The 23,292-nt window shown below is 49.2% G+C and carries 22 protein-coding genes and 1 tRNA gene; 9 read left to right on the top strand and 14 right to left on the bottom strand.

Annotation, left to right across the window (positions count from 1 at the left end):
* Window positions 1-14: 14 nt before the first annotated feature.
* The 5 genes from T494_RS0109460 (at window position 15) to T494_RS0109440 (ending at window position 7,045) form a co-directional block, all read left to right on the top strand.
* A complete protein-coding gene (locus T494_RS0109460; RefSeq protein ID WP_028506091.1) occupies window positions 15-1,772 on the top strand; it encodes a V-type ATP synthase subunit A in 1,758 nt (585 codons plus the stop codon).
* A gap of 1 nt (window position 1,773) precedes the next feature.
* A complete protein-coding gene (locus T494_RS0109455) occupies window positions 1,774-3,171 on the top strand; it encodes a V-type ATP synthase subunit B (RefSeq protein WP_028506090.1) in 1,398 nt (465 codons plus the stop codon).
* A 344-nt stretch (window positions 3,172-3,515) separates the two neighbouring features.
* Window positions 3,516-4,136, top strand: a complete 621-nt coding sequence (locus T494_RS0109450; protein ID WP_028506089.1) for a V-type ATP synthase subunit D — start codon at window positions 3,516-3,518, stop codon at window positions 4,134-4,136.
* Between the two features lie 43 nt (window positions 4,137-4,179).
* Window positions 4,180-4,797 (top strand): DUF308 domain-containing protein, encoded by a 618-nt coding sequence (locus T494_RS12875; protein ID WP_051540303.1) that lies wholly within the window; start codon window positions 4,180-4,182, stop codon window positions 4,795-4,797.
* A 166-nt stretch (window positions 4,798-4,963) separates the two neighbouring features.
* The gene (locus T494_RS0109440; protein ID WP_028506088.1) at window positions 4,964-7,045 is read left to right on the top strand and encodes a glutamine synthetase III; all 2,082 of its coding nucleotides are present in this window, start codon (window positions 4,964-4,966) and stop codon (window positions 7,043-7,045) included.
* Between the two features lie 30 nt (window positions 7,046-7,075).
* On the opposite strand, the gene T494_RS0109435 is transcribed toward T494_RS0109440, so the two are convergent.
* From T494_RS0109435 to T494_RS12865, 9 genes are all read right to left on the bottom strand, one after another.
* Window positions 7,076-8,077, bottom strand: a complete 1,002-nt coding sequence (locus T494_RS0109435) for a YIP1 family protein (protein ID WP_028506087.1) — start codon at window positions 8,075-8,077, stop codon at window positions 7,076-7,078.
* Window positions 8,078-8,102: 25 nt separating this feature from the next.
* A complete protein-coding gene (locus tag T494_RS14295) occupies window positions 8,103-8,891 on the bottom strand; it encodes an RnfABCDGE type electron transport complex subunit B (protein WP_028506086.1) in 789 nt (262 codons plus the stop codon).
* A 33-nt stretch (window positions 8,892-8,924) separates the two neighbouring features.
* Window positions 8,925-9,494, bottom strand: a complete 570-nt coding sequence (locus T494_RS0109425) for an RnfABCDGE type electron transport complex subunit A (RefSeq protein ID WP_037344535.1) — start codon at window positions 9,492-9,494, stop codon at window positions 8,925-8,927.
* A 14-nt stretch (window positions 9,495-9,508) separates the two neighbouring features.
* Window positions 9,509-10,177 (bottom strand): electron transport complex subunit E, encoded by a 669-nt coding sequence (locus T494_RS0109420; RefSeq protein WP_028506084.1) that lies wholly within the window; start codon window positions 10,175-10,177, stop codon window positions 9,509-9,511.
* Window positions 10,174-10,731 carry an FMN-binding protein gene (locus T494_RS0109415; RefSeq protein ID WP_028506083.1) on the bottom strand — a complete coding sequence of 186 codons (558 nt, stop codon included), beginning with the start codon at window positions 10,729-10,731 and terminating at the stop codon, window positions 10,174-10,176. The genes T494_RS0109420 and T494_RS0109415 overlap by 4 nt, the downstream gene beginning before the upstream one ends.
* Window positions 10,721-11,662 carry an RnfABCDGE type electron transport complex subunit D gene (locus T494_RS0109410; protein WP_028506082.1) on the bottom strand — a complete coding sequence of 314 codons (942 nt, stop codon included), beginning with the start codon at window positions 11,660-11,662 and terminating at the stop codon, window positions 10,721-10,723. Before T494_RS0109410 ends, T494_RS0109415 begins: the two co-directional genes overlap by 11 nt.
* A 12-nt stretch (window positions 11,663-11,674) precedes the next feature.
* Entirely contained in the window at window positions 11,675-12,973 is a 1,299-nt protein-coding gene (gene rsxC / locus T494_RS0109405; RefSeq protein WP_028506081.1) for an electron transport complex subunit RsxC, read from the bottom strand.
* A gap of 17 nt (window positions 12,974-12,990) precedes the next feature.
* On the bottom strand, window positions 12,991-13,998 hold the full coding sequence (locus T494_RS12870) for an FAD:protein FMN transferase (protein ID WP_051540300.1): 1,008 nt from the start codon (window positions 13,996-13,998) through the stop codon (window positions 12,991-12,993).
* A gap of 77 nt (window positions 13,999-14,075) precedes the next feature.
* Window positions 14,076-14,708, bottom strand: a complete 633-nt coding sequence (locus tag T494_RS12865; protein WP_155984078.1) for a helix-turn-helix domain-containing protein — start codon at window positions 14,706-14,708, stop codon at window positions 14,076-14,078.
* 103 nt (window positions 14,709-14,811) lie between these two features.
* Between T494_RS12865 and T494_RS0109390 the strand changes: the two genes are divergently transcribed.
* From T494_RS0109390 to T494_RS0109380, 3 genes are all read left to right on the top strand, one after another.
* Window positions 14,812-15,474: a histidine phosphatase family protein gene (locus T494_RS0109390; protein WP_028506080.1), complete on the top strand. Its 663-nt coding sequence runs from the start codon at window positions 14,812-14,814 to the stop codon at window positions 15,472-15,474.
* Between the two features lie 71 nt (window positions 15,475-15,545).
* Window positions 15,546-16,382 carry a hypothetical protein gene (locus T494_RS0109385; RefSeq protein ID WP_028506079.1) on the top strand — a complete coding sequence of 279 codons (837 nt, stop codon included), beginning with the start codon at window positions 15,546-15,548 and terminating at the stop codon, window positions 16,380-16,382.
* On the top strand, window positions 16,361-17,218 hold the full coding sequence (locus tag T494_RS0109380) for an RluA family pseudouridine synthase (protein ID WP_051540298.1): 858 nt from the start codon (window positions 16,361-16,363) through the stop codon (window positions 17,216-17,218). Before T494_RS0109385 ends, T494_RS0109380 begins: the two co-directional genes overlap by 22 nt.
* A gap of 50 nt (window positions 17,219-17,268) precedes the next feature.
* Here T494_RS0109380 and T494_RS0109375 read toward each other — a convergent pair whose 3' ends face one another.
* The 5 genes from T494_RS0109375 to T494_RS13490 all read right to left on the bottom strand — a co-directional run bounded on the left by T494_RS0109375 (window position 17,269) and on the right by T494_RS13490 (window position 23,022).
* Complete coding sequence (locus tag T494_RS0109375; RefSeq protein ID WP_028506077.1) at window positions 17,269-18,336, bottom strand: branched-chain amino acid aminotransferase; 1,068 nt, start codon at window positions 18,334-18,336, stop codon at window positions 17,269-17,271.
* Window positions 18,337-18,442: 106 nt separating this feature from the next.
* Window positions 18,443-19,408, bottom strand: coding sequence for an ion transporter (locus T494_RS0109370; protein WP_028506076.1), 966 nt, complete (start codon window positions 19,406-19,408; stop codon window positions 18,443-18,445).
* A gap of 3 nt (window positions 19,409-19,411) precedes the next feature.
* Complete coding sequence (locus T494_RS0109365; protein ID WP_028506075.1) at window positions 19,412-20,656, bottom strand: hemolysin family protein; 1,245 nt, start codon at window positions 20,654-20,656, stop codon at window positions 19,412-19,414.
* Between the two features lie 117 nt (window positions 20,657-20,773).
* A complete protein-coding gene (locus T494_RS0109360) occupies window positions 20,774-21,460 on the bottom strand; it encodes a CpsB/CapC family capsule biosynthesis tyrosine phosphatase (protein ID WP_028506074.1) in 687 nt (228 codons plus the stop codon).
* A 29-nt stretch (window positions 21,461-21,489) separates the two neighbouring features.
* Window positions 21,490-23,022: a polysaccharide biosynthesis tyrosine autokinase gene (locus T494_RS13490; protein WP_051540296.1), complete on the bottom strand. Its 1,533-nt coding sequence runs from the start codon at window positions 23,020-23,022 to the stop codon at window positions 21,490-21,492.
* A gap of 171 nt (window positions 23,023-23,193) precedes the next feature.
* On the opposite strand from T494_RS13490, the gene T494_RS0109350 reads away from it, so the two are divergent.
* Window positions 23,194-23,267, top strand: a tRNA-Pro gene (locus T494_RS0109350).
* Window positions 23,268-23,292: the final 25 nt, after the last annotated feature.

The following is a 23,292-nucleotide window of genomic DNA, read 5'->3' as shown; positions in this document are numbered from 1 at the left end:
AGGGTTTATTTGCTATGGACAAGATTTTTTCTATAAACGGACCTGTTGTAAAGGTCAGAAAGGCTCGCAGCTTTTCCATGCAGGAAATGGTCTATGTGGGGAACAAGCGGCTTATCGGCGAGGTTATCCGGGTCACCGGCGAGTTTACCACCATACAGGTCTATGAGGGCACAACAGGACTTATGCCCGGGGAGCCTGTGGAGGGCACCGGTGCGCCCATGAGCGCAACTCTGGGTCCGGGAATACTTGACAATATCTTTGACGGCATCCAAAGACCTCTGAAAAAGCTGGAGGAGCTATCGGGGGCATTTATCGCAGACGGTGCCAACGTTACGGCGATAGATACACAGAAAAAATACAGCTGCACCATAAAGGTCAGCGTGGGAGACACGCTGAATGCAGGGGATATATACTGCACCTGCCCGGAAACACAGCTTATCGAGCACAGATGTATGCTTTCTCCGCTTTCAAAGGGTGGTCAGGTGATCTGGTGCGCTCCCGACGGAGACTACTCGGTAAACGACACGGTGGTAAAGATAAAAACACCCCAGGGCACTGAGGAGGAGCTTACCCTTTGCCAGAAATGGCCCATAAGGACCCCCCGCCCATGCAGTCAGAGACTGCCAGGCACAAGACCCCTTATAACAGGACAGAGGATAATCGACACGGTGCTGCCGATTGCAAAGGGCGGAACTGCGGCCATACCGGGAGGCTTCGGCACAGGTAAGACCATGACTCAGCACCAGCTGGCAAAGTGGTGCGATGCGGATATTATCGTTTATATCGGCTGCGGCGAGCGTGGAAACGAGATGACTCAGGTCCTTGAGGAATTCTCGGAGCTTATCGACCCTCACACACAGCGCCCCCTTACAGACAGAACGGTGCTTATTGCTAACACGTCAAATATGCCTGTTGCCGCAAGAGAGGCTTCTATCTACACAGGCATTACCCTTGCGGAATACTATCGTGACATGGGCTACCACATCGCTATTATGGCAGACTCCACCTCCCGCTGGGCAGAGGCTCTGCGTGAGATATCGGGACGACTGGAGGAAATGCCTGCGGAGGAGGGCTTCCCCGCTTATCTTCCGTCACGTATTTCGGAGTTCTATGAGCGTGCAGGCTACGTTGAGAACTTAAACGGCACAGAAGGCTCGGTAACGATAATCGGTGCGGTCTCGCCGCAGGGCTCGGACTTCTCCGAACCTGTTACACAGAACACAAAGCGTTTTGTACGCTGCTTCTGGGCACTGGACAAGTCCCTGGCTTACGCAAGGCACTACCCCGCTATCAACTGGAACTCAAGCTATTCGGAATACGTGGGGGATCTTGAGGAGTTTTACAAGAAAAATGTGGATCCCGAATTCATGAATGTGCGCCAGGAGATCTCCAGCATACTGGTCGAGGAAAACACCCTTATGGAAATAGTTAAGCTTATGGGCACAGACGTGCTCCCCGACGACCAGAAGCTTCTCATTGAGACCGCAAGGATAATCCGTGTGGGATTTTTGCAGCAAAACGCATACCACAAGGACGACACCTATGTGCCACTTGAAAAGCAGTATCTTATGATGAAGCTGATATGCAGCTTCTACCGCCTGGCAAAGAATGCTCTTGCTGGATCTGCGCCATACGACAGCATTCTTTCCCTGGGCTGGTCGGACAAGATAATAAAGGTGAAATACGATATACCAAACGACAAGCCGGAGATGTTCGGTGAATACGAAAAGGCAATGACAGCCGACTTTGAAGGGCTGACGGAGGTGGCATAAGTTGGAACTGAAATATGTGGGGCTTTCCGAGATAAACGGACCGCTGGTGGTACTGGACAACGTTAAGGACGTTGCCTTTGACGAGATCGCCCAGATCCGCCTTTCCGACGGCACACGCCGCCTTGCAAGAGTGGTTGAGGTCGAGCAGCAAAGAGCTGTGCTTCAGGTTTTTGAGGGCACAAAGGGGCTTTCTCTTACCAACACCACCACCAGATTCAGCGGCAAGCCAATGGAGCTTGGACTTTCAAAGGAAATGCTGGGGCGTATTTTCTCAGGCTCCGGCAGACCTATCGACGGGCTGGGTGACATTATCCCCGAAAAGTTCAAGGACATCAACGGCAGTCCTCTGAACCCTGTTTCAAGAACATATCCCAGAAACTACATCAATACGGGAATATCCTCCATTGACGCGCTTATGACCCTTATCAGAGGGCAGAAGCTACCTATATTCTCAGGCTCGGGCCTTTCCCACAACAAGCTTGCGGTACAGATCGCAAGGCAGGCAAAGATAGCCGATGACAATGGGCAGGGCTTTGGAATAGTTTTCGGCGCAATGGGCGTTAAAAACGACGTTGCGGACTATTTCAAGAGAAGCTTTGAGGAAACCGGCGCACTTGAAAGAGTTGCCATGTTCATCAACCTTTCAAACGACCCTATCATCGAAAGGATACTTACCCCGAGATGTGCGCTGACCTGTGCGGAATATCTTGCATTTGAGCATAATATGCACATACTTGTCATTCTTACGGATATGACCTCCTACGCTGAGGCGTGCCGTGAGTTCTCCTCCTCAAAGGGCGAGATACCGGGCAGAAAGGGCTATCCCGGCTATCTGTATTCCGACCTTGCTTCCATATACGAAAGAGCCGGCATCGTCAAAGGCTCAACGGGTTCTGTTACGCAGATACCTATTCTCACGATGCCGAATGACGACATCACCCACCCTGTCCCCGACCTTACGGGATACATCACCGAGGGACAGATAGTTATGGACAGACATCTGGAACAGACGGGAACTTACCCTGCGGTGGCAGTCCTGCCCAGCCTTTCAAGACTTATGAAGGACGGCATCGGTGAGGGCTACACCCGTGAGGACCACTCAATGTGTGCAAACCAGCTGTTTGCGGCTTACTCAAAGGTGCAGGACGCAAGAGCTCTGGCGTCGGTCATCGGCGAAGAGGAGCTTTCACAGGGCGACAAGGCTTATATGCACTTCGGCAAGCTGTTTGAGGAGTATTTCATAAATCAGGGCTTTGATGTAAACAGGTCCATCGAGGAGACTCTCGACTTAGGCTGGGCTTTGCTGTCTACTCTCCCAAGGGCAGAGCTGGACAGAGTGGACGACGAGCATCTGGATAAGTATTACGACCCTGATAAAGCTAAAGCTATGTTTCAGTAACTAATAATAACAGGTTTTTTCTGTCCCAAAGTAACCGTTACCACGGTTACTTTAGAGAATGGCTATGCCATTCTCTGCCTTCTTTCTCGTAAAAAAAGGTGGCGGGTCAAGGGCAGCGCCCTTGTCGCTGTCCGCAGACAGCGAAACGCTCCCGTGCCGCAGGCGCTCCGCATAGACGTGAACAACCGAACAGCAAGCTGTTCGCTCGAAAACAGTCCGGTGGACTGTTTTAAAAGAGGGCATGCCCTGCAAGAGAGGGCTGCCCTTATGAAAAGACCTGATGTTTTTCCCTCAAGCCCTAAGGGCTTGACAATCAATTCAGAGATAAAAAGGACGGTGACACAATGGAACAGCAGGTGTTCCCTACCAAGGGTAATCTTATGCTTTCCAAAAAGGCTTTGCAGCTGGCTACGCTGGGCTACGACCTTCTGGACAGAAAACGTAATATCCTTATCCGTGAGCTTATGAAGCTGGTGGACAAGGCACAGATGCTGCGTTCATCCATTGAGGGCACCTACTCTGAGGCTTATCTTGCTTTGCAGCAGGCAAATATCTCCCTGGGGGTGGTAACACCCTTTGCCCTCACCGTTCCCATCGAAAACGGTGTGACTATCAGCTCACAAAGCGTTATGGGGGTGGAGCTGCCTGCGGTGCAGCTGGAGAAAAAGCCTGAAAAGGTCTACTACGGTTTTTCAAGGACCACCTCTGCCCTTGACAGGGCGTACATCGCTTTTGAAAAGGTAAAGGAAATGACGGCGGTGCTTGCAGAGGTGGAAAACGGGATATACAGGCTCTCTGTCGCCATAAGAAAAACACAGCGGCGTGCAAATGCTTTGCAGAACATTATAATCCCAAGAAATCAGAACATCGTAAAATACATCACCGACTCCCTTGAGGAAAAGGACCGTGAGGAGTTCTCACGCCTGAAGGTGATAAAAGCCACAAGGCTGAAGGCAAAAGATTGATACAGACTTTGCAGCAAACAATAACAGGAAAGAGGTAAAGCCTATGCAAACAGTAAAAAGCGTTTTCAAAAACTTCTGGTTTTTGTCTATATTCTGCGCTGTGCTGGGTGCGGCACTTATTGCCGACCCGGGATTTTTCACCAAGACTATCGGCTATATCATAGCTGCACTGCTGGTGTGCTACGGTGCGGTTATGCTGGTTATATATTTCACACGCTCCTCCAACGGTTTCTCCGAGCAGGGTCCAAAGCTTGTGGGCGGACTTCTTCTTTGTGCGGCAGGCATATTCGTATTTATCCAGCCTGACATCATCGCAAAGGTGGTTGCTATCGTCTTCGGAATGTATATGCTCATAAACGGCATAGTCAATCTTCAGGGCACACTGCGTATGCGCAAGGCAGGCTATCCCGACTGGAAAACAACAGGTGTTCCTGCTCTGATAACTCTTGGTCTGGGTATTCTTCTTGTGCTCAACCCAATGATGTCGGTCAGCTTTGCAATGACTATCCTGGGGATATGTCTTTTGTTGTCAGGGCTTGTAAACCTGGTGAACTGTGCAATGATAACCCACAGGCTCAACAAGGTGGCGCAGAACTCGGATTCTACCCAGCTTGCATTAAGAGACGACGACAGCGACTCAACAGACATTATAGACATATGACCCACTGCCGGTTGTCTGTTTTTAACAAAAATACTCCGGCGCAAAGCTCTGCTTTTGCAGGATAGTAAGAAAATAAATAAAGCCCCTTGCAAACAGGGGCTCAATAAAGTATACTCAATAATGAAAAGTAATAGTCAAAGCTCTGAAAGGAGAAAAATGCATGGACATGACAAATGTACCCGGAATTTTCGGTTCGGACGTTTTTAACGAATCGGTGATGAGGGAAAGGCTGCCGAAGGTGACCTATAAACAGCTTAAAAAGACTATCGAGGACGGCGTGCCTCTGAATATCGAGCTGGCAAACGTGGTTGCAAACGCCATGAAGGACTGGGCTGTGGAAAAGGGCTGTACCCACTTCACACACTGGTTCCAGCCTATGACGGGTATAACTGCGGAAAAACACGACAGCTTTATCACCCCTGCCGATGACGGTCATGTTATCATGGAGTTCTCCGGAAAGGAGCTTATAAAAGGCGAACCCGACGCTTCAAGCTTCCCCTCCGGCGGTCTCAGATGCACCTTCGAGGCAAGAGGCTATACCGCATGGGACCCCACCTCTTACGCTTTTATCAAGGCGGGCACCCTTTGCATACCCACAGCTTTCTGCTCCTACGGCGGAGAGGCTCTTGACAAGAAGACCCCGCTGCTTCGCTCGGTGGATGCTATAAACAAAGCTACCCTGCGTATCCTCAGGCTGTTCGGTTCCGACGCAACAAGGGTCATTGCCAACGCAGGTCCCGAGCAGGAATACTTCCTTATCGACAGAGAGATGTACTCCCACAGAAAGGACCTTATCTTTGCGGGAAGAACTCTTTTCGGTGCCCCTGCACCAAAAGGTCAGGAGCTTGACGACCACTACTTCGGCACAATAAAAACCAGAGTTGCCGCATACATGAAGGACATTGACGAGCAGCTGTGGAGGCTGGGCATTTACGCAAAAACCAAGCACAATGAGGCTGCCCCGTCACAGCACGAGCTTGCTCCTATATACAATACCGTGAACATTGCCACAGACCATAACCAGCTGACAATGGAGATAATGAAGCGTACCGCAAGAAAGCACAACTTCAAGTGCCTGCTTCACGAAAAGCCATTTGAGGGAATAAACGGTTCGGGCAAACACTGCAACTGGTCCCTTTCCACCAACACGGGAGTCAACCTGCTCAATCCCGGAAAGACACCTGCCGAGAACGCACAGTTCCTGCTGGTGCTTGCGGCGATAATCAAGGCTGTCAACAAGCATCAGGACATTCTGCGTGCCTGTGTTGCAACCGCAGGAAACGACCACAGACTGGGTGCCAGCGAGGCTCCTCCGGCAATAATCTCCATATTCCTGGGCGACGAGCTTACCGATATACTGCGCTCTATCGTTGAGGGAACAAAATACGAGGGCAAGCGTGTTGAAATGGAGATAGGCGTTGACGTTCTTCCCCACTTCACAAAGGACACCACCGACAGAAACAGAACATCTCCTTTCGCTTTCACAGGAAATAAGTTCGAGTTCAGAATGCCCGGTTCAAGGCTCTCGGTTGGCGGACCGAACACGGTGATAAACACTATCGTTGCGGAGGCGTTTGATGAGTTTGCCGAGGTGCTTGAAAAGGCAGACAACTTCCAGGACGCTCTGGACGACCTTATCAAAAAGACAATAAAGGAAAATTCAAACATAATCTTCAACGGCAACGGCTACTCCGACGAATGGTGTCAGGAAGCCGAAAAGAGAGGTCTTCTTAACCTGAGGACCACACCGGACGCTATTCCTTTCTTCGAGGCACCGGAGAATATTGCGATGTTTGAAAAGTACGGCGTATACACCGAGACGGAGCTGCACTCCAGAGTCGAGATACTGCTTGACGAATACTGCAAGACCCTTTCCATTGAGGCAAATACCATGATAGACATGGCTAAGAAGGACATTCTTCCGGCTGTGGCATCCTACATAAAGGAGCTGGCAAGCACAGCTGAGCTGGCAAAGACCTGCGGTGCGGACGTAAGCTTTGAAACGGACATGGTCAAGCGTCTGTCCGAGCTCTCGGCAAAGATGTACAAGAATCTGGGCGAGCTTGAAAATGCGCACTATGCTGCAATGGGCTTTACCGACGTCAAGGAGCAGGCTAACTTCTACCGTGATATCGTTATCCCGGCTATGAACGAGCTTCGTGCACCGGCAGACGAGATAGAGTCCCTGGTGGGCGAAAAGTACTGGCCATACCCCACCTACGGCGCACTTCTGTTCTATGTGAAATAACAAAAAAGACCGCAATCAAGCGGTCTTTTTTTATTGCTCCTGTCTGTGCGAAAAGTCAAAATCCTCAAGCTGTACATCACCGGACATCTTTATATCCTCTTCTTTGGGCTGCTTTGGCTTTCTCTCCAGCCGCTCAAAGTCCTCGGCAAATACGTCCTGAGAAATAACTATCTCATCTGCATTGGGCTGATGCCTTTCGTTATAGTCCATATTCTGCAGCGTCCCGTCGTCAGGCAGCTCCTGAGGAGCAGGGACGGGGGCATTTTTATTTTTGTCCATGTCACGGTACAACAAACGGTAATCAGTATCGTCCTGCCTTGCAAACTCGTCGTCGGTCAGGGAAGTCACTATCATCTTTCCGTCTATGTAGGTCTTGGTGCGCTGCAAGTAATCCTCGGGAGTGTCACCCTTTTCATAACTGGGCTGCCCGGGGATGGGAACTTCAAAAACCTGCTCGGCATTTTCGCTGCATATGTTCCCCTTTGCGCTTTCTATAAGCTGCATCTTGCGCTGTTGATGTGCCACCTCGAACATCTGGGAGGATACTCTTTCGTTGAAGGGAAACGTGGGCATCGACCGGAGAAACTCAATGTCCTTGTCAACCTGGATAACGTAGAGGCGTATAAGTATCAGATATAAAGATATTACCACCGAAAAAGCCAGGTATATCCAGGTGGGTATAAAACAGAATAGTATCACCTGTATAACAAGCTCAAGTGCTGATATTATCAGAACTATATTGCTGCCCTTTTTTTCCTTGGTGGAAAAAGCAATAACATAGCGCCATATCAAAGATGCAAAAGAGATGGCTGCCGCTGTTAGAAAAAGCGCAACCGAACCGGTGACAGCAAGAAGGGAAACATCTCTTAAAAGATATACCACCGTGGACACAAGCATAATGCCGATCATAAAAACAAAGAATACGCCGGTGGTCAGCTTCCTCATTCTTTTTTTGCTTTCGTAAATTGTTTTCAGGTCTGCAAGCGGCAGCTGCAAAGCCTCTTCACGCCAGTCTGATGATATAACTTTCATTTTTCTCCCCCTCTCCGTCAAGACCTCACCCCAGTCTCATCACAGAGCCTATTTTGCACACATCAGCACATTTTCCGCAGCTGTCACACTTGTCGTAATCTATCACCGCATGATTTGCAACAATGTGGATAGCTCCCTTTTCACAGTTCTTTTCACACAATTTGCACCCCACGCAGCCTCCCTCGCAAAGGGACTTTGTCACCCTTGCGCTGTCCTTTGAGGAACAGGTGACATCAACGCTCTGGGATATCCTTCTTACCACTATAAGATCGTTGGGACAGGCATCAACGCACAGTCCGCAGCCGATACACTTTGACTTATCCACCTTGGCAATCCTGTCGATTATGGATATTGCCCCCCGTGGACAGACGTGGGCACAGTCGCCATAACCCAGACAACCGCTGGTGCAGGTCTTGCTGCCGCTGTAAAATCTGTTGCAGGCAGCACAGCTCTGGACTCCGCCGAACAGGTATTTATGAGGTGTTATATGGCAGTCCCCGTGGCAGCGCACAAACGCCACCTCCGGCTCGCTGACAGTTACCTCAACACCCATTATCTTCGCTATCTCCTTTGCGGTCTTTTCTCCGCCCGGACGGCACATATCGCACTTTGCGCCCTTTGAAACGATAGCCTCGGCATAATCCGAACAGCCTGAAAAACCGCAGGAGCCGCAGTTGACCTGGGGCAGGGCATAGTTTATCTTTTCTATCCTCTCGTCCACCCTGACCTCAAAGACCTTTGAAGCCACTGTCAGAAGTATCCCTGCCACAAGACCGATAAGGGCAAATATTCCCACAGCGATAAGTAAATTCATAGGGAAATTGTCTCCTTTTCAATAGGTTTTCCTTTACATCATACCTGCAAAGCCCATAAAGCTCACCGACACGATCGCTGCGGCGATAAGGGTTGCGGGCACTCCCTTGAAAGCCTGGGGGAAGTCGTTGTCCTCTATCCTTGAGCGCACGCCGCTGAACAGCAAAAGAGCAAGGGTAAATGCCAGACCTGTACCAAAAGCGTTGGTAAGGGATTGTAAGAATGTATAATCATTATTTATGTTGCCAAGGGTAACACCCAGCACCGCACAGTTGGTGGTTATCAGCGGAAGGTAAACACCGAGGGCTTTGTAAAGGGCGTGCATCTTCTTTTTCATCACTATCTCCACCAGCTGCACGAACATGGCTATTACCAGAATGAACGCAACCGTTTTGAGATAGGTCATTTCAAAGTGCTCCAGAAGCTTATACAGCGGATAGGTTATCGCAGTGGCGCAGACCATTACAAAGATGACTGCTCCTCCCATTCCCGCAGAGGACCTGACCTGCTTTGAAACGCCGAGAAAGGCACAGATGCCCATAAACTGCGAAAGGACCACATTGTTCACGAAAACGCAGCCCACAAGGATAAGTATATACGTCATCAGTCCTTACCCCCTTACGCCTTGCACTGCCCGGAGCAGCCTGCCGCATTGGGACAGTTCTCACAGGATATCTCTTTTGGCGGCTTACGCTTTGCTATCTTGTTCACCAGTGCGATAAGACAGCCAAGCACGAAAAATCCTCCTGCCGGCATTATGAATATGGTCATTGGCTTGTCGCACAGATACGGTATCTTCATACCCATCCAGCTTCCAAGTCCCAGTATCTCTCTTACAGAGCCCATGGCGAAAAGGGCAAGGGTAAAGCCTATGCCCATTCCAAGTCCGTCAAGCAGGGAGCGTCCCACATTATTTCTGCTGGCAAACGCCTCTGCCCTTCCAAGGATTATGCAGTTTACGGTGATAAGCTGCAAAAATACGCCCAGAGCCGAATGCAGCCCCGGCAGGTAGCCCTTCATCATAAAGTCTATGAATGTCACAAAGCCTGCTATGATAACTATAAAGCAGGGCAGGCGCACAGCCTTGGGTATAACGTTTTTAAGAAGGGAGATAACAAGGTTTGAGCACACCAGAACAAAGGTGGTGGCAAGACCCATACCTATACCGTTCACCGCCAGCACCGTCACCGCAAGGGTGGGGCACATTCCAAGCATGGTGACCAGCACGGGGTTTTCCTTTATTATTCCCTTTGTAAGATCGTAAAGGGCAGTCCTTTCCCCGTTCATGCAAATATCTCCTCCTTATGTGTGCTGTAAATATCAAGTGCCTCTTTGCAGGCTTTTTTCAAGCCCTTTGAGGAATATGTGGCAGCTGTAAGATTGTCCACATCATCTATCTGCTGGTGTTTGCTTTTGCCGGTAAATTTATCGGTGTAATCCTTATTCGCAACATTCGCTCCCAGTCCCGGGGTCTCGCCGTTAGAGAGAAAATGCAGTCCTTTTATCTCTCCCCGGCTGTCTATTCCCACCAGAAGGTGAAGCCCGCCTTTTGCGTATCCGTCACAGGTAAGCTCGATAAGGCAGTTATTGTTCTTCCTGTCGGCGATTATGGAGTTGACATGGTCAAAGCCGAAATCCACAGCTTCCTTTTCCCCTTTTTCGGTCCGGGTAAGTATCTCATATTCTCCCTGTCCGAAAATTTGGGTGCAGCCCTCTTTCATCTCCTTGGTGAGCACGCCTGTATTGTCAACATAGGTCATTTCGTGGGCAAGCACCACAAGTGCGCATACAACAGCGCATATCAGCGTCAGGACCAGCGGGGGCATAACTTTACTTTTCATTCTCCGCCGCCTCCTTTTTCACCGGTGCCGTACCGAAGGGTCTGCGGCGTGTAAGCAAGTCTATATACGGAGTAACTATATTCATAAGCAATATGGCAAAGGATACGCCCTCGGGGTAGTTGGCATAAAATCTTATAACGCAGGTGAGGACACCGCAGCCAATGCCGAAGATGACCTTTCCGCTGTTTGAAACAGGGCTGGTGACATAATCCGTCGCCATAAATATCGCTCCCAGCAGCAGACCGCCGGAAAGGATCTGATAAACAGGGTCCCTGCCTGCTATCCAGGAGAAAACAAATACCGTTCCCACGTATGCAAGGGGTATATGCGGCACTATCACCCTCATTACCACCAGATACAAGCCTCCTGCTATAAGCGCAGCGGCGCATACCTCCCCCAGACATCCGGTATGAAAACCAAGGAAAAGGTCAAGGTATGAATACTGTCCCGAGCTTGCCACAAGAGGAGTCGCAGAGGTGACTGCGTCGGGAACCACAAGGGGCTTTGACCAGCTGGTCATCTCCCCTGTGAAGGAGAGCATAAGCACTATTCTTCCCACTATCGCAGGGTTTGCAAAGTTCTGTCCAAGTCCGCCGAAGATCTGCTTGGTGATAACTATTGCGGCAAATGTACCTATTATCCCCATCCAGTAAGGAAGACTTGGGGGAAGATTGAACGCAAGTATCATTCCCGTCACAAGTGCCGAAAGGTCACCTGTGGTGTTGGGGCGTTTCATGACTATATTGCACAGCCGTTCCCATACAAACGCAGACAGCATACAAACGCCCGTAAGTATCAATGCCTCGGCGCCGAACAGCACCGCCGACATTACCAGCGCAGGCAAAAGAGCTATCATAACGTGCAGCATTATCCTGGACGTGGTCACATTGCTGCGTATATGGGGTGACGGACTGACCGTTAGATCTTTCAAGAATTACCCTCCTCACATTGTCCTGAGCAAAGCCTTGGCAAGCTGGTTTTTCTCGGCAAGGTCTCTTTTCGCCGGACACACATATGAACAGCTGCCGCAGTTCATACACAGCGACACCTTCATTTTGGACAATGTTTTTCTGTCCTTTTTATCAAACGCTTTTTCAAGCACCGTAGGCATAAGCCCCACCGGGCACACCCGTATACACCTTCCGCAGCGTATGCAGGCTGTCTGCACCCTCTCGCCGGGTCTGTCGCCCCCCTGCCTCATGGCAAGTATCCCGCTGCAGGTCTTGCACACAGGATCCTGAAGGTCAAACAGATCTGTACCCATCATAGGACCTCCCGAAATGACCTTACCTATCTTTTCCGGGTCGCAGTCGGCATACCACAGAACATCCTCAAAACAGGTGCCTACGGGAACATTTACGTTGCATGGGTTGCCCACCGCATCACCGCTGACAGTCAGCCTCCTGCTCACAAGGGGCATACCCGTGCGAAGATATTTTCCTATAAACGCACAGGTGGAAACGTTCAGCACAACAACTCCCACGTCCGCAGGTATCTGTCCCTCTCTGATAATTTTTCCGGTAAGGTTATAAACTATGACCTTTTCCGCTCCCTGGGGATACTTTGTCTCAAGGGCAGTTATCCTCACCGTGCTGTCATACTTGGCGGCGTTGCCACGCATAACGTCAATGGCATCGGGCTTGTTTTTTTCTATGCCTATGTGGACATTTTTTATCCCCAGATATTTTTTTATTGCCGCTATGGCATCAAAAATACTGTCTGTATCCTCAAGCATGGTGCGGTGGTCGCCTGTAAGATAAGGCTCGCACTCCGCAGCGTTTATTATAAGTGTATCCACATTGTATTTCTCACGGTCAAAGCCCAGCTTTACATGGGTTGGAAAGCCTGCTCCCCCAAGCCCGCAGCAGCCCGATTCTCTCACAGCCCTGCAAAAGCTTTCGGCGTCTGTTATCACAGGGGGCTTTATCCCCTCGAGCAGCGTCTGTGTGCCGTCCGTTTCAATGTCAACGCACTTACAGGTCCTTCCGCCTACCTGCAAAAGCTCGCTTATGCCTGTTACCTTACCCGACACCGAGGAGTGGACAGGCACCGACATATACTTATCACTGTCGCCTATCTTCTGCCCCACAAGCACCTGATCCCCGGGCTTTACAAGCACATCACAGGCTGCCCCGGCGCACTGCTGCATGGCTATGCGCACCTGCTTTGGCAGCGGCAGCTCAACCGTTTTAGCCCCGGCGGTATTCTTTTTATGGTCAAGGAACATACCCTTTATATTCATTTTCCGACCTTCCCGTTTTACAGCTGCCCGAAAGAGCAGTTTTTATTTTCAATGGTTATTTTATCTTTTATGCCGTCAGAGGCATAAATGTTACCCTTTTGGTCTATGGCGATAACATCTATCTGCGGAGTCTGCATATATTCTTTAAGCTTTGCCTTGCCGTCTATGAAAATGGCGGTAGAGAGCTGATCGGACATCAAGCCGTTTTTGCAGATCACCGTAACGCTTGTCAGATCGCTCTGCACAGGCTTTCCTGTGGTCTTGTCAAAGATATGTATATATCTTTTTCCCCCTGCTTCAAAGAACCTTTCATAGCCCCCTGATGTGGACACGAAACATTCGCCGCAGGTGAACTTCAGCGCATGGCTCCCGCTTTGGTCAGGGTCCCTCACCGCCACGGAAAAGTCCTTTCCGTCAGGCTTTTTCCCATAAAGCAGCGTGGACGAACCCATAGTCACCACAGCGCACTGTGCCTTCATATTCTCCAGTTTTTCCCTGGCTTTGTCAAGGGCAAATCCCTTTGCCGCAGCACCGGGGTCTATCTGCGATCCATTTTCAAGAGTACAGCTGTTGCCGCTTATGCGCATATTTTCAATGCCGCAGGTGGCAAGCGCAGTTTCTATCTCCCTGTCAGAGGGAACTGTGGGCGACTCCCCTGTAACATTCCACAGCCTTGTCACCGCACCTATGGTCATATCCGCAGAAGGGTAGCTCTTTGTCAGCGCTGCCGAAGCTTCCAGAAATTCTTTCAGGTCTTTTGAAAGCTCTCCCTGTCCGCTGCTGTTGAGCTTTGAAAGGTCCGAATCGCTTTTGTGGCAGTCAAGCTCCTTGTCAAGCCGCCTTATCTCATCGGTGACCTGCCCGGGTTCTGCACCCCATACACGGGCAGTGCAGGACGCATCCATGGCAAAAACCGTATTCTCCGTATATCCCCTGACGGAGGAACTGTCTGCGCAGGACACCGTAAGTATGCAGGCAAGACATATGCTCATTATTGCTCCTGCCGTTTTTCTACGTATCCTCATACCCTACCTCCGTGGCAAATATCCTCTTGAAAAGACGGGAAAAATATGCTATACTCTAACTGTAAAGCTTTGGGCTGTCAGGTTATATCCTCTTCGCAGCAGCCTAAAAGCTCTTCACATTCTTTTATAAAGCTGCGAAGCTCATGCCCCTTTTCCACCGCAAGCTCAAGCCTGCTTCGGTCTATGCGGCAGCCCTGAAGGATACTGCGGGTATGCCCGGGCATACGGCTGATAAGCTTCAAAACACTTTCAAACTCCTGCTGTGCATCTGCGGAAAACACCTTTGAGGTGTTGTGGGGATTTGCTTCGTACAGCTGTCTGAGCACTGCATATATACAAAGCTTGACATAATCCTCAACACCCTTTTCCAGCAGCTCCGACCCGGAGTTCCTCACCAGTTCATCAAGCAGGTCAAGCGCCTGCTGTGCACCGCTTTCCCCGGTGGTCTGCGGCGTCAGACTGCTGTGTGAGACAGCTTCTCCGAAAATCGCTTCATAGCTGACACCGTAAAGTGCAATAAGGTCAAGGATAAATCCCACGGAAAATGCTTTTTTTCCGTGTTCAACAGCGGAAAGGTAAGACTGGGTCCTGCCCGCAGCCTGTGCTGCACGGGACTGCGTAAGCCCTGCGGCTTTTCTTGCGGCGGCGAGTTTTTCGCCTATTTCCAGCATTTTTTCCCTATCCTGCGCAATGCTGCGACCACTGTACAAGGTTATCCCCTCCCTGCCTTTTTGACCTTAAAAGCATACACCATTATTATAGCACAATTATTCATTTTTGTAAATAGACTGACGCCTGAAAGGAGCACATCAGATGAAAGGCTACCGCATTACCTTTATACGCCACGGAATGACCGAGGCAAATGCCGACGGAAGATACATCGGTATAACCGACCTGCCGCTGAGCAGCGAAGGAGCTCAGGCTCTTTACGATAAACTGGAAAAATACGAATATCCCCCCGCTCAGAAGGTGTACACCTCTCCTTTGAAGCGGTGCAAGCAGACGGTTTCCATTTTACAGCCAAACAGGCTCACCGTTGAGCTGCCCGAGCTGGTGGAAATGGACTTTGGCGACTTTGAAAACAAGAAAGTATCTGACCTTATGGATACCGATGAGTACAAAGCTTTTATCAAGGGCGGTCTTGACAATCCGCCTCCGGGGGGCGAAAGCCTGAGGAGCGTGGTAAACCGCTGCTACAAGGCTTTGCAGATAATCATTTCCGACATGATGTATGAGGGACTTACAAACGTGTGCGTGGTCACCCACGGCGGCATTATTATGAATATGCTGTCCTGTTTCGGCGTGCCCAAACGCAGCCCGATGGATTATTCCTGCGATTTCGGCGAGGGATTTGAGGTAATTGTCACAGCATCCATGTGGCAGCGCAGCGAGGCTTTCGAGGTGCTTGGCACCTACCCTGCCCATGAGCAGGTCCAGCCGTACAGCTTCGCCGACATTGACCGTGACGCAGACTAAAAGCTGAGCTTAAAAGCCGGCTCAATGCCGGGCAGCGTCCTGCAAATACCGATAAAAAAGGGGGTATAGACTTGCTTAACGTCAGAGAGATAAAACAAAGCGCCCGTACAGAGCTTAACAAGCAGATAGGCGGCAGTCTGACAGCTACGCTTCATATGGTCACCAATGTCTGTATGATACTGCTGGTGGAATTCGGGCTGTATCTGCTGCTGAACAAATTTGGTCTGGGGTATTATTATAACATCAGAAACGTTTTCAAAATGCCCTGGGTCACACTGATGTGGGGCTTGCAGATCGCAGTCATAGTATGCTTTCTCACCTATCAGCGCCATGTGAACCGCAGATTGTTCCTTGACATAAGCATGGGCAGAGACTATATCCTCACCCGTCAGTATATATTCGCTCACACAAACGAGTTCATACGCCTTAGCCTGCGCACATCACTGGTGCTGACCTTTATGAAGCTGGTAATGCTCATGCCCCTTTTGCTTTCAAGCTACATGATATACCGCTGGAGCATGAGAAACACCACCCAGAGCCTTACCTCCTGGGGACTTTTCGTGTTCATGTTCTTCATCGGCTTCACCATCATCTGGCTGGCGGTGTATATCAAATACTGCGCCTCACTGGCACTTGCGCCGTATATAATGTCCCTTAACCCACGCACCAATATATTTGATGCCTGCGACCTTTCCGCAAAGCTTATGGATGGTCACTACGGGGATTATTTCTCCCTTATACGGTCCTTTGCAATATACCTGCCCCTGGTGGTGTTGGTCTATCCATTCTTCCTTTTGTACCCCTTCTGGGCAGCCTCGTATAACATAATGATAAAAGAGATAATGGGCAGCTACTGGCAGGACAAAATGCCCTCGATGATAAGAAGGTGGCAGAAATACCGGAAATAAAAATAATTTGCGGCAATGCCGAAAATGACCGCCGTCTGAGTGACGTACTGCGTGAGAGGGGCTTTTCCAGAAAATCTCTCACACGGCTCAAACGCACCGACGGCGGTATTATATGCGGTGATAAGCCTCTGCGCACGGTGGATAGGGTACACAGCGGTGACGTTATAATAATCAACGAGAGCCAGTCTGGAGCCACCCAGCCAAATCCACAGCTGGAGGTTTCGGTGCTTTTTGAGGACGAGCATCTGGCGGTTTTTGACAAGCCCCCTATGATGCCATGCCACGAGTCAATAAAGCACCGTGGAGATACCCTTTCAAACTTCTTTGCCGCCCATTGTCCCGGTGTGACATTCCGCTGCATCAACCGCCTTGACAGAGACACCAGCGGCTGCGTGGTCGTGGCAAAAAGCAGATTCTGCGCCAATGCCCTGCAAAGAAGCTGCGATAAGGTCTATTATGGTATATGCAAAGGACCAAAGCTGAGCGGAGGGCGTATATGTGCTCCCATCGCAAGGGAAAAGGATTCCATTATAAAGCGCTGTGTACGTGAGGACGGGCAGTTCGCCGCAACGGTGTTTTCAACTGTGCAAAGGCACGGGGACTATACCCTTTGCAGGTTTATTCTCGAAACGGGCAGGACCCACCAGATCCGCTGCCATATGGCGCACATTGGTGCTGCTTTGGTGGGGGACGATATGTACGGAGAAAAAAGCGAGCTTATCCAAAGGCAAGCCCTGCACTGCGGCAGGGTGAGCTTCACCCACCCTGTGACCGGAGAACGCATAACCGTAAACTCCCCTCTGCCGGAGGATATGAAAAGAATAATGAACACATAAAAACTCCCGCATCGCACTGATACGGGAGTTTGATTTATTATGAAAAGCTATCAGTCTATCTTCTCTATCCAGCCGAAGTCGTCAGGGATAGTGCCCCACTGGATACCTGTCATGGTATCATACAGCATCTGGGAAACAGGTCCTATCTCGTTGTTGTTGATAGTCATGACCTTGTCCCCCCACTTGAGATGACCAACAGGTGAGATAACAGCCGCTGTACCTGTGCCGAATACCTCGTCCAGCTTGCCGTTGTCGTAAGCATCGGCGATCTCCTGAATGGATATTCTTCTTTCGCTTACCTTGTAGCCCTTGCTCTTGCACACTTCAAGTGCGGACTTTCTTGTAATACCCGGCAGAACCGAACCTGTCAGCTCTGGAGTGATGACCTCACCGTCGATAACAAAAAAGATGTTCATCGAGCCGACTTCCTCAACGTACTTTCTCTCAACGCCGTCCAGCCACAGAACCTGCTCATAATCCTGCTCGTGAGCCTCTGCCTGACCTGCCAGCGAGATAGCGTAGTTTGCGGCAGTCTTAGCAAATCCTGTACCGCCTCTTACAGCTCTTACATACTGGTTCTCAACGTAGATCTTAACAGGGTTCAGACCTGTGGAATAATATGCGCCCGATGGCGAAAGGATTATCATAAGCAGATAGTGGTCTGCGGGCTTAACGCCTACATAAGGGTCGGTTGCGAAAATGAAAGGTCTTATGTAAAGTGATGTACCTGCGCTGTGGGGTACCCAGTCAGCCTCCATCTTTACCAGTTTTTTGAGTGCGTAGAGCATAAAGTCCTCGTCAACCTCAGGGATGACCATTCTCTTTGCGGAGTTGTTCAGTCTCTTGAAGTTCTCCTGAGGTCTGAACAGCTGGATAGAGCCGTCGGCGATCCTGTAAGCCTTGAGTCCCTCAAAGATCTCCTGACCGTAGTGCAGGCACATTGCCGCAGGGGAGATAGGGAAATCGCCGTAAGGGATTATTCTCGGGTTGTTCCAGCCCTTGCCCTCGTCATAGTTCATCACAAACATATGGTCTGTGAAGATATGACCGAATCCCAGCTTTGACTCATCGGTTGGCTTAGCCTTTGGCGAGGTGGTTTTTTCGATTTTGATTTCCATCATAAGATATATCCTTCTTTCATTTTAAAATATCTGTATCACATTATAGCACTTTAAAGCGATATTTTCAAGTACCTCAAAAAATTTTTATGTTTTTGGCGTATATTTATTTTCCCTTATTTTTCTTTTTCACCAGTCTGTCGGAGTTTATGATGATAATATCCCCGTTTTCAAAGGTCGTATTGTCCGTGGCAAGCACAGTCAGCTCGCTTCGGATTATGATATAAACGCTTACATCATACTCCATTTTCAGCTCCCCCACGGTCTTTCCCGCAAGTCCGCTGCCCGGGTCGATCATTATCTCTCCCAGCTTGTCTATGTCTATCTGTTTTTCGTCGGCGTGCTGGTCCTTCTGGTACTGTTCAACAAAGCCTGCGCTTATGATACCTGTGGGGATAGCGACCACTCCCACACCAAGAAAAGCTGTGATTATCGCCATAAGCTGACCTATGACCGTTATCGGGTAGGTGTCGCCGTATCCCACGGTGAGCAAAGCCGAAACGCTCCACCAGATGCCGGAAAAGGCGTTTTCAAAAACCTCCGGCTGAGCCTCATGCTCAACGCTGTACATTCCCAGGGAAGATGCCAGCATGAGAATAAGGATAATAAACACCGATGAGATTATCTGGTTTTTCTTTGTGGTGAGAACGTTCTTTATGACATTGAAAGAATCGTACTGGTTATTTATTCTGAAAAGGTGGAATATCCTTACCACTCTCAGAAGTCTGAACACCACAAATCCTGTAAGGAAAAACGCCGGTATGATAGTAAGCAGGTCAACGATACCGTCAAAGGAAAACAAAAATCTCACCACGGCAAGGGGCTTGCTTTTTTCGGGATAAAGAAAATCCGCGGTAAGTATCCTCAAAAAGTATTCAACGCAGAAAAAGCCCACCGTTACATACTCCACCACCTTGCAGGCGTAGTGGTACTCGGACAGGGACGAAAAGGTCTGCAAAAACATGGCAATAATGTTGGTGAAGATCACCATTACCAGCACTATATCAAACGCCATGCTGGGTGCATCGTCCTTTTTGCTTATCTGCATTATCTCAAAAATTCGCTTTCTCAAAGCTTACGCCTCCTGTTTCTGAAGCTTTACGGTTATGCGGGATATCTTCTGCTCATCCTCCATTTTCACGGTTATCTCAAAAGGCGGGCAAAGGATACTCTCTCCGTCCCGGGGGATCCTGTCCAGCATATCCATTATCCAGCCGCCCATAGAATTCATGTCCGTCTGGATAGTGTCCTCCTCCAGCTCCATTCGTTCCAGAAAATCCGTTACCGAAAGGTCGGGGGATATTTCCACCCTGCCGTCACGCAGCTTCACAAAGCTGGTGTCCTCTCCGTCGCTCTCATCGTAGATCTCTCCCACAAGCTCCTCGATTATATCCTCAAGGGTGCAGATACCCTCAGTGCCTCCGTACTGGTCGATGACCACAGCCATATGCACCTTTTCCTTCTGCATTGCACGCAGAGCCTCGGAAATTCGGATCGTCTCGGTGATATAAATGGGCTTTTTCATAATATCGGCAACGTTTTTTTTCTTTTTCCCCAGATACATTTCAAAGAAATCCGCCTGGTGTACCACACCCACAATGTGGTCAAGGTCCTTTTCATAGACAGGCAGACGGCTGTATTTTGAGGATATAAAAAGCTCCTTCACCCTGTCAAGGCTGTCGGAAAGCTCGATGCCCTCAACGCTCACCCTGGGGACAAGTATCTTGTCAATGGTTATCTCGTCAAACTCCAATGCCGAACGCACCAGGTCGGACTCCTGCTGTTCAAGCACACCCTCGTCCTCTATCTCACCTATCATATATTTAAGCTCGTCCTCGGTCATTGACGGGGGCTGTTGTTTTTTGCCTCCGCCCAGCTTTGATCCAAGCTTTGTCAGCCCTGTAAAGATCCATATAAGAGGCGTGATGATAAACATAAACACACGCAAAGGCGCAGCCATAGCTCTTGCAAAGGACTCCGCATTTTCCTTGGCAAGGCTTTTGGGAAGTATCTCACCGAAGATAAGCACCAGCACGGTCATCACCAGCGTTGCCACACCCACGCTGCGGCTGCCAAGATATCTTGTGAAAAGCACCGTTGCAAGTGCAGAGGAAAGTATATTCACCACGTTGTTTCCGATAAGAATGGCGGTTAGAGCCTTGTCGAAATTATCGCAGATATACATGGCGTTTTTTGCGCTTTTGTTGCCCTCGTCGGCAAGCTTTTTGAGCCTTATCCTGTTGCAGGCGGAAAAGGCTGTCTCCGTTGCGGAGCAGATCGCCGATATAAGCAAAAGTACAACTATAAAAAATATATCCATATAAAATATCCGGTCTCCTTGATAGACACATCTGTTATATTTCACGAAAATATAATATCATATAATACCTGAAATTGCAAGCAAAAAAGACGGAAAGCTGTTTTCCGTCTTTTGTTATCAAATATGTATCTTTTCCCGATCCAGCAGCGTATCCGACTCCTGCACCCACTGTGGCTTTGCCTTTTTCAGCAGAAGGTCAAAGTTCGGCTTTCTGGAACCCATGTTATGGGTGTCGCTTCCGAAAATGCAGCGGTGGTCGGATTCTATCACCTTTTTAAGAAAGCGTTTGCCGCCCCAGGTCTCAAAGACCTCGTTGTTGAACTGGATAACGGCGTTTAAGGAAAGCGCAGCTTCCATCTGAGCTTTGGTGAAATCCTCGGTATATCTGTGAAGGTGTGCGATGATCGGTGTAAGATGAAAGTTATATGTAATGTTCTCTATCTCCTCTATCATCCAGTCGTGAAAACCTGTGTAGGGGAACTCCAGCAGGATCAAATCTGTACCCTGAAACGCCAGCTTTTCGATGCCATCAAGCTCGGATATTCCCCGCTCGATAGCCACCTCTGCTCCAAGAATGATGTTATCCACCGCCGGAGCCGAAGCCATAAGCCTTTCAAAAGCCTGCTGTCTTTTTTCCATATACTCCTGCACCCCGTTTTCACGGTGAGCGTAAAAGTGCGGTGTGGCAACGATGCGCTGCACCCCTTGTTTTTTGAGACATCCTATCATCTCCATGGACATCTCGACGCTTTTTGCACCGTCATCAATCCCCGGAATGATATGGCTGTGATGATCTGTAAGCAATTTTGTTTCTCCTTGTGTCCTTTAAAACATTAATCCTTATCTGTTATTGGCGCCTGAGCGCTGCTGCCGGACTTGCCGGAACGTCTGTTGTTTCCGTAGCCGTAGGAGTAATATGACTTGTATTTGTATTTATATTTATAGTCATGAACTCCGCCGCTTCTCTTTATGCCGTTGAGAACGCAGCCGACAATATTGGTGTTGGAAAGCTCAGATCTTCTCAAAGCTTCCTTTACGTCCTCAAAGGTTGTCGAACCGTATTTGAGCACCAGCAGTATGCCTGCGATAGATCTGCTTATTACCATTGAATCGCTGACAACGTTTACAGGCGGCGTGTCGATTATAACGTAGTCATAAAGCTTTGACATTGCGCCCAGAACGTCTGCGGTATAATCGGATGCAAGCAGCTCGGAAGGGTTGGGCGGCTTTGTTCCCGTGGTGAGCAGGTCAAGGTTTGGTATTACATCTCTCTTGACGCAATTCTCAAATATATCCATCTGTACCAGAACATTGGTAAGACCGCTCTTGTTATTTACCTTGAATATCCTGTGCTGAACAGGCTTTCTCAGGTCTGCGTCCACCAGCAGCACCTTGCAGTCCATCTGCGCCAGGGATATGGCGATATTGGCAGCGGTGGTGGATTTACCCTCACTGGGGTTTGCGCTTGCTACTGCAAATACGTTTCTGCTCTTTGAAGAGCTTGCCGCAAGAGCAAAGGTAAGGTTTGTTCTCATGGCTTTGTATGCTTCATTTACATAGAAAGGCGTATCCGGATCAAGTATGGTATATCGCTTGGCATTGGTTGAAGCCTCGCCCTTCTTGAGCTTGGTGTTTCCGAACTGGTCGATCTCACCGATAACAGCCATCTCTGTTTTATGGTTAAGGTCATCTGCGCTCTTGACAGTATTGTCAAGCAGATCTGCAAGGATAACCACTACCACCGCAAGGAAAAGACCTGCTGCGGCACCGATAAGGCAGTTCCTCTTTGTTTTTGGCGAAACCGGAGAATAGTTAGCCTCTGCACTGCCGATAGTTTCCACAGAGCCTGCGCCCACAACTCTTACGAGTACCGAGGGGGCTACCTTTGAATAAGCGTTGCAAAGTGCAGCAGATACCTCAGGATCCTTTGTGGTCGCTGTCAGCTGAAGCACCTCGGTATTGTTCACCGATGCCATTGCAATGCAGCTGACTATGGATTTTGGATCTATGGTACCTTCACTTGTGATAGAAAAGCACTTCTTCAGCTTTTCGTCATCAACATTGCCCACAAGCTCGTTGCTTACTTCCTTGACAACGGACGTGTTTTTGAGCACAACGATATATGTTTCAACCAGGGATTTTGAAGCATTGATCTCGTTAAGATTAACGTTTTGCTGCTCGTTCCTGTTGGCGTTGCTCTTAACATACATTGAGACCGAGGAGCTGTATTTTACGGGCATAACGAATTTGGAAACGCAAAACGCCACTATCAGCCCCAGAACAGTAACTATCAGAATGAACCATATTTTCGATAAAAGCAGTGAGAATATATCCGCAATGGATATTTCCTTTTCTTTTTCGTCCATGATCTACGTCCTTTCATTGTTTTTTACATTTACCATACTATCATACACTATTTTAAAAGGTTTGTCAATATTTCCGCAAAACAGGGCATATTGATACAAAATGAAATTTTGCCTTTGTGCAGTTGACAAACGAAGGAAAATGCAGTATAATATATAGGCTGGAAAGCTTAACGAGGTGTGGCTCAGTTTGGTAGAGCGCTGCGTTCGGGACGCAGAGGTCGTGGGTTCAAGTCCCGTCACCTCGATAAAGGAAAAATCGTTCCACCGAGG

The sequence above is a fragment of the Ruminococcus sp. FC2018 genome (assembly GCF_000621805.1).
Classification (GTDB): domain Bacteria; phylum Bacillota; class Clostridia; order Oscillospirales; family Ruminococcaceae; genus Hominimerdicola.
The sequence above is the reverse complement of the archived record's forward strand: the minus strand, read 5'-3'. Positions and strand labels throughout refer to the sequence as shown.

What these genes read in the sequence shown, in the direction of transcription:
- T494_RS0109460 (WP_028506091.1), top strand. Translation starts at nt 15, where the DNA reads ATGGACAAGATTTTTTCTATAAACGGACCTGTTGTAAAGGTCAGAAAG.
- T494_RS0109450 (WP_028506089.1), top strand. Translation starts at nt 3,516, where the DNA reads ATGGAACAGCAGGTGTTCCCTACCAAGGGTAATCTTATGCTTTCCAAA.
- T494_RS12875 (WP_051540303.1), top strand. Translation starts at nt 4,180, where the DNA reads ATGCAAACAGTAAAAAGCGTTTTCAAAAACTTCTGGTTTTTGTCTATA.
- T494_RS0109440 (WP_028506088.1), top strand. Translation starts at nt 4,964, where the DNA reads ATGACAAATGTACCCGGAATTTTCGGTTCGGACGTTTTTAACGAATCG.
- T494_RS0109435 (WP_028506087.1), bottom strand. Translation starts at nt 8,077, where the DNA reads ATGAAAGTTATATCATCAGACTGGCGTGAAGAGGCTTTGCAGCTGCCG.
- T494_RS14295 (WP_028506086.1), bottom strand. Translation starts at nt 8,891, where the DNA reads ATGAATTTACTTATCGCTGTGGGAATATTTGCCCTTATCGGTCTTGTG.
- T494_RS0109425 (WP_037344535.1), bottom strand. Translation starts at nt 9,494, where the DNA reads ATGACGTATATACTTATCCTTGTGGGCTGCGTTTTCGTGAACAATGTG.
- T494_RS0109420 (WP_028506084.1), bottom strand. Translation starts at nt 10,177, where the DNA reads ATGAACGGGGAAAGGACTGCCCTTTACGATCTTACAAAGGGAATAATA.
- T494_RS0109415 (WP_028506083.1), bottom strand. Translation starts at nt 10,731, where the DNA reads ATGAAAAGTAAAGTTATGCCCCCGCTGGTCCTGACGCTGATATGCGCT.
- rsxC (WP_028506081.1), bottom strand. Translation starts at nt 12,973, where the DNA reads ATGAATATAAAGGGTATGTTCCTTGACCATAAAAAGAATACCGCCGGG.
- T494_RS12870 (WP_051540300.1), bottom strand. Translation starts at nt 13,998, where the DNA reads ATGAGGATACGTAGAAAAACGGCAGGAGCAATAATGAGCATATGTCTT.
- T494_RS0109390 (WP_028506080.1), top strand. Translation starts at nt 14,812, where the DNA reads ATGAAAGGCTACCGCATTACCTTTATACGCCACGGAATGACCGAGGCA.
- T494_RS0109375 (WP_028506077.1), bottom strand. Translation starts at nt 18,336, where the DNA reads ATGGAAATCAAAATCGAAAAAACCACCTCGCCAAAGGCTAAGCCAACC.
- T494_RS0109365 (WP_028506075.1), bottom strand. Translation starts at nt 20,656, where the DNA reads ATGGATATATTTTTTATAGTTGTACTTTTGCTTATATCGGCGATCTGC.
- T494_RS13490 (WP_051540296.1), bottom strand. Translation starts at nt 23,022, where the DNA reads ATGGACGAAAAAGAAAAGGAAATATCCATTGCGGATATATTCTCACTG.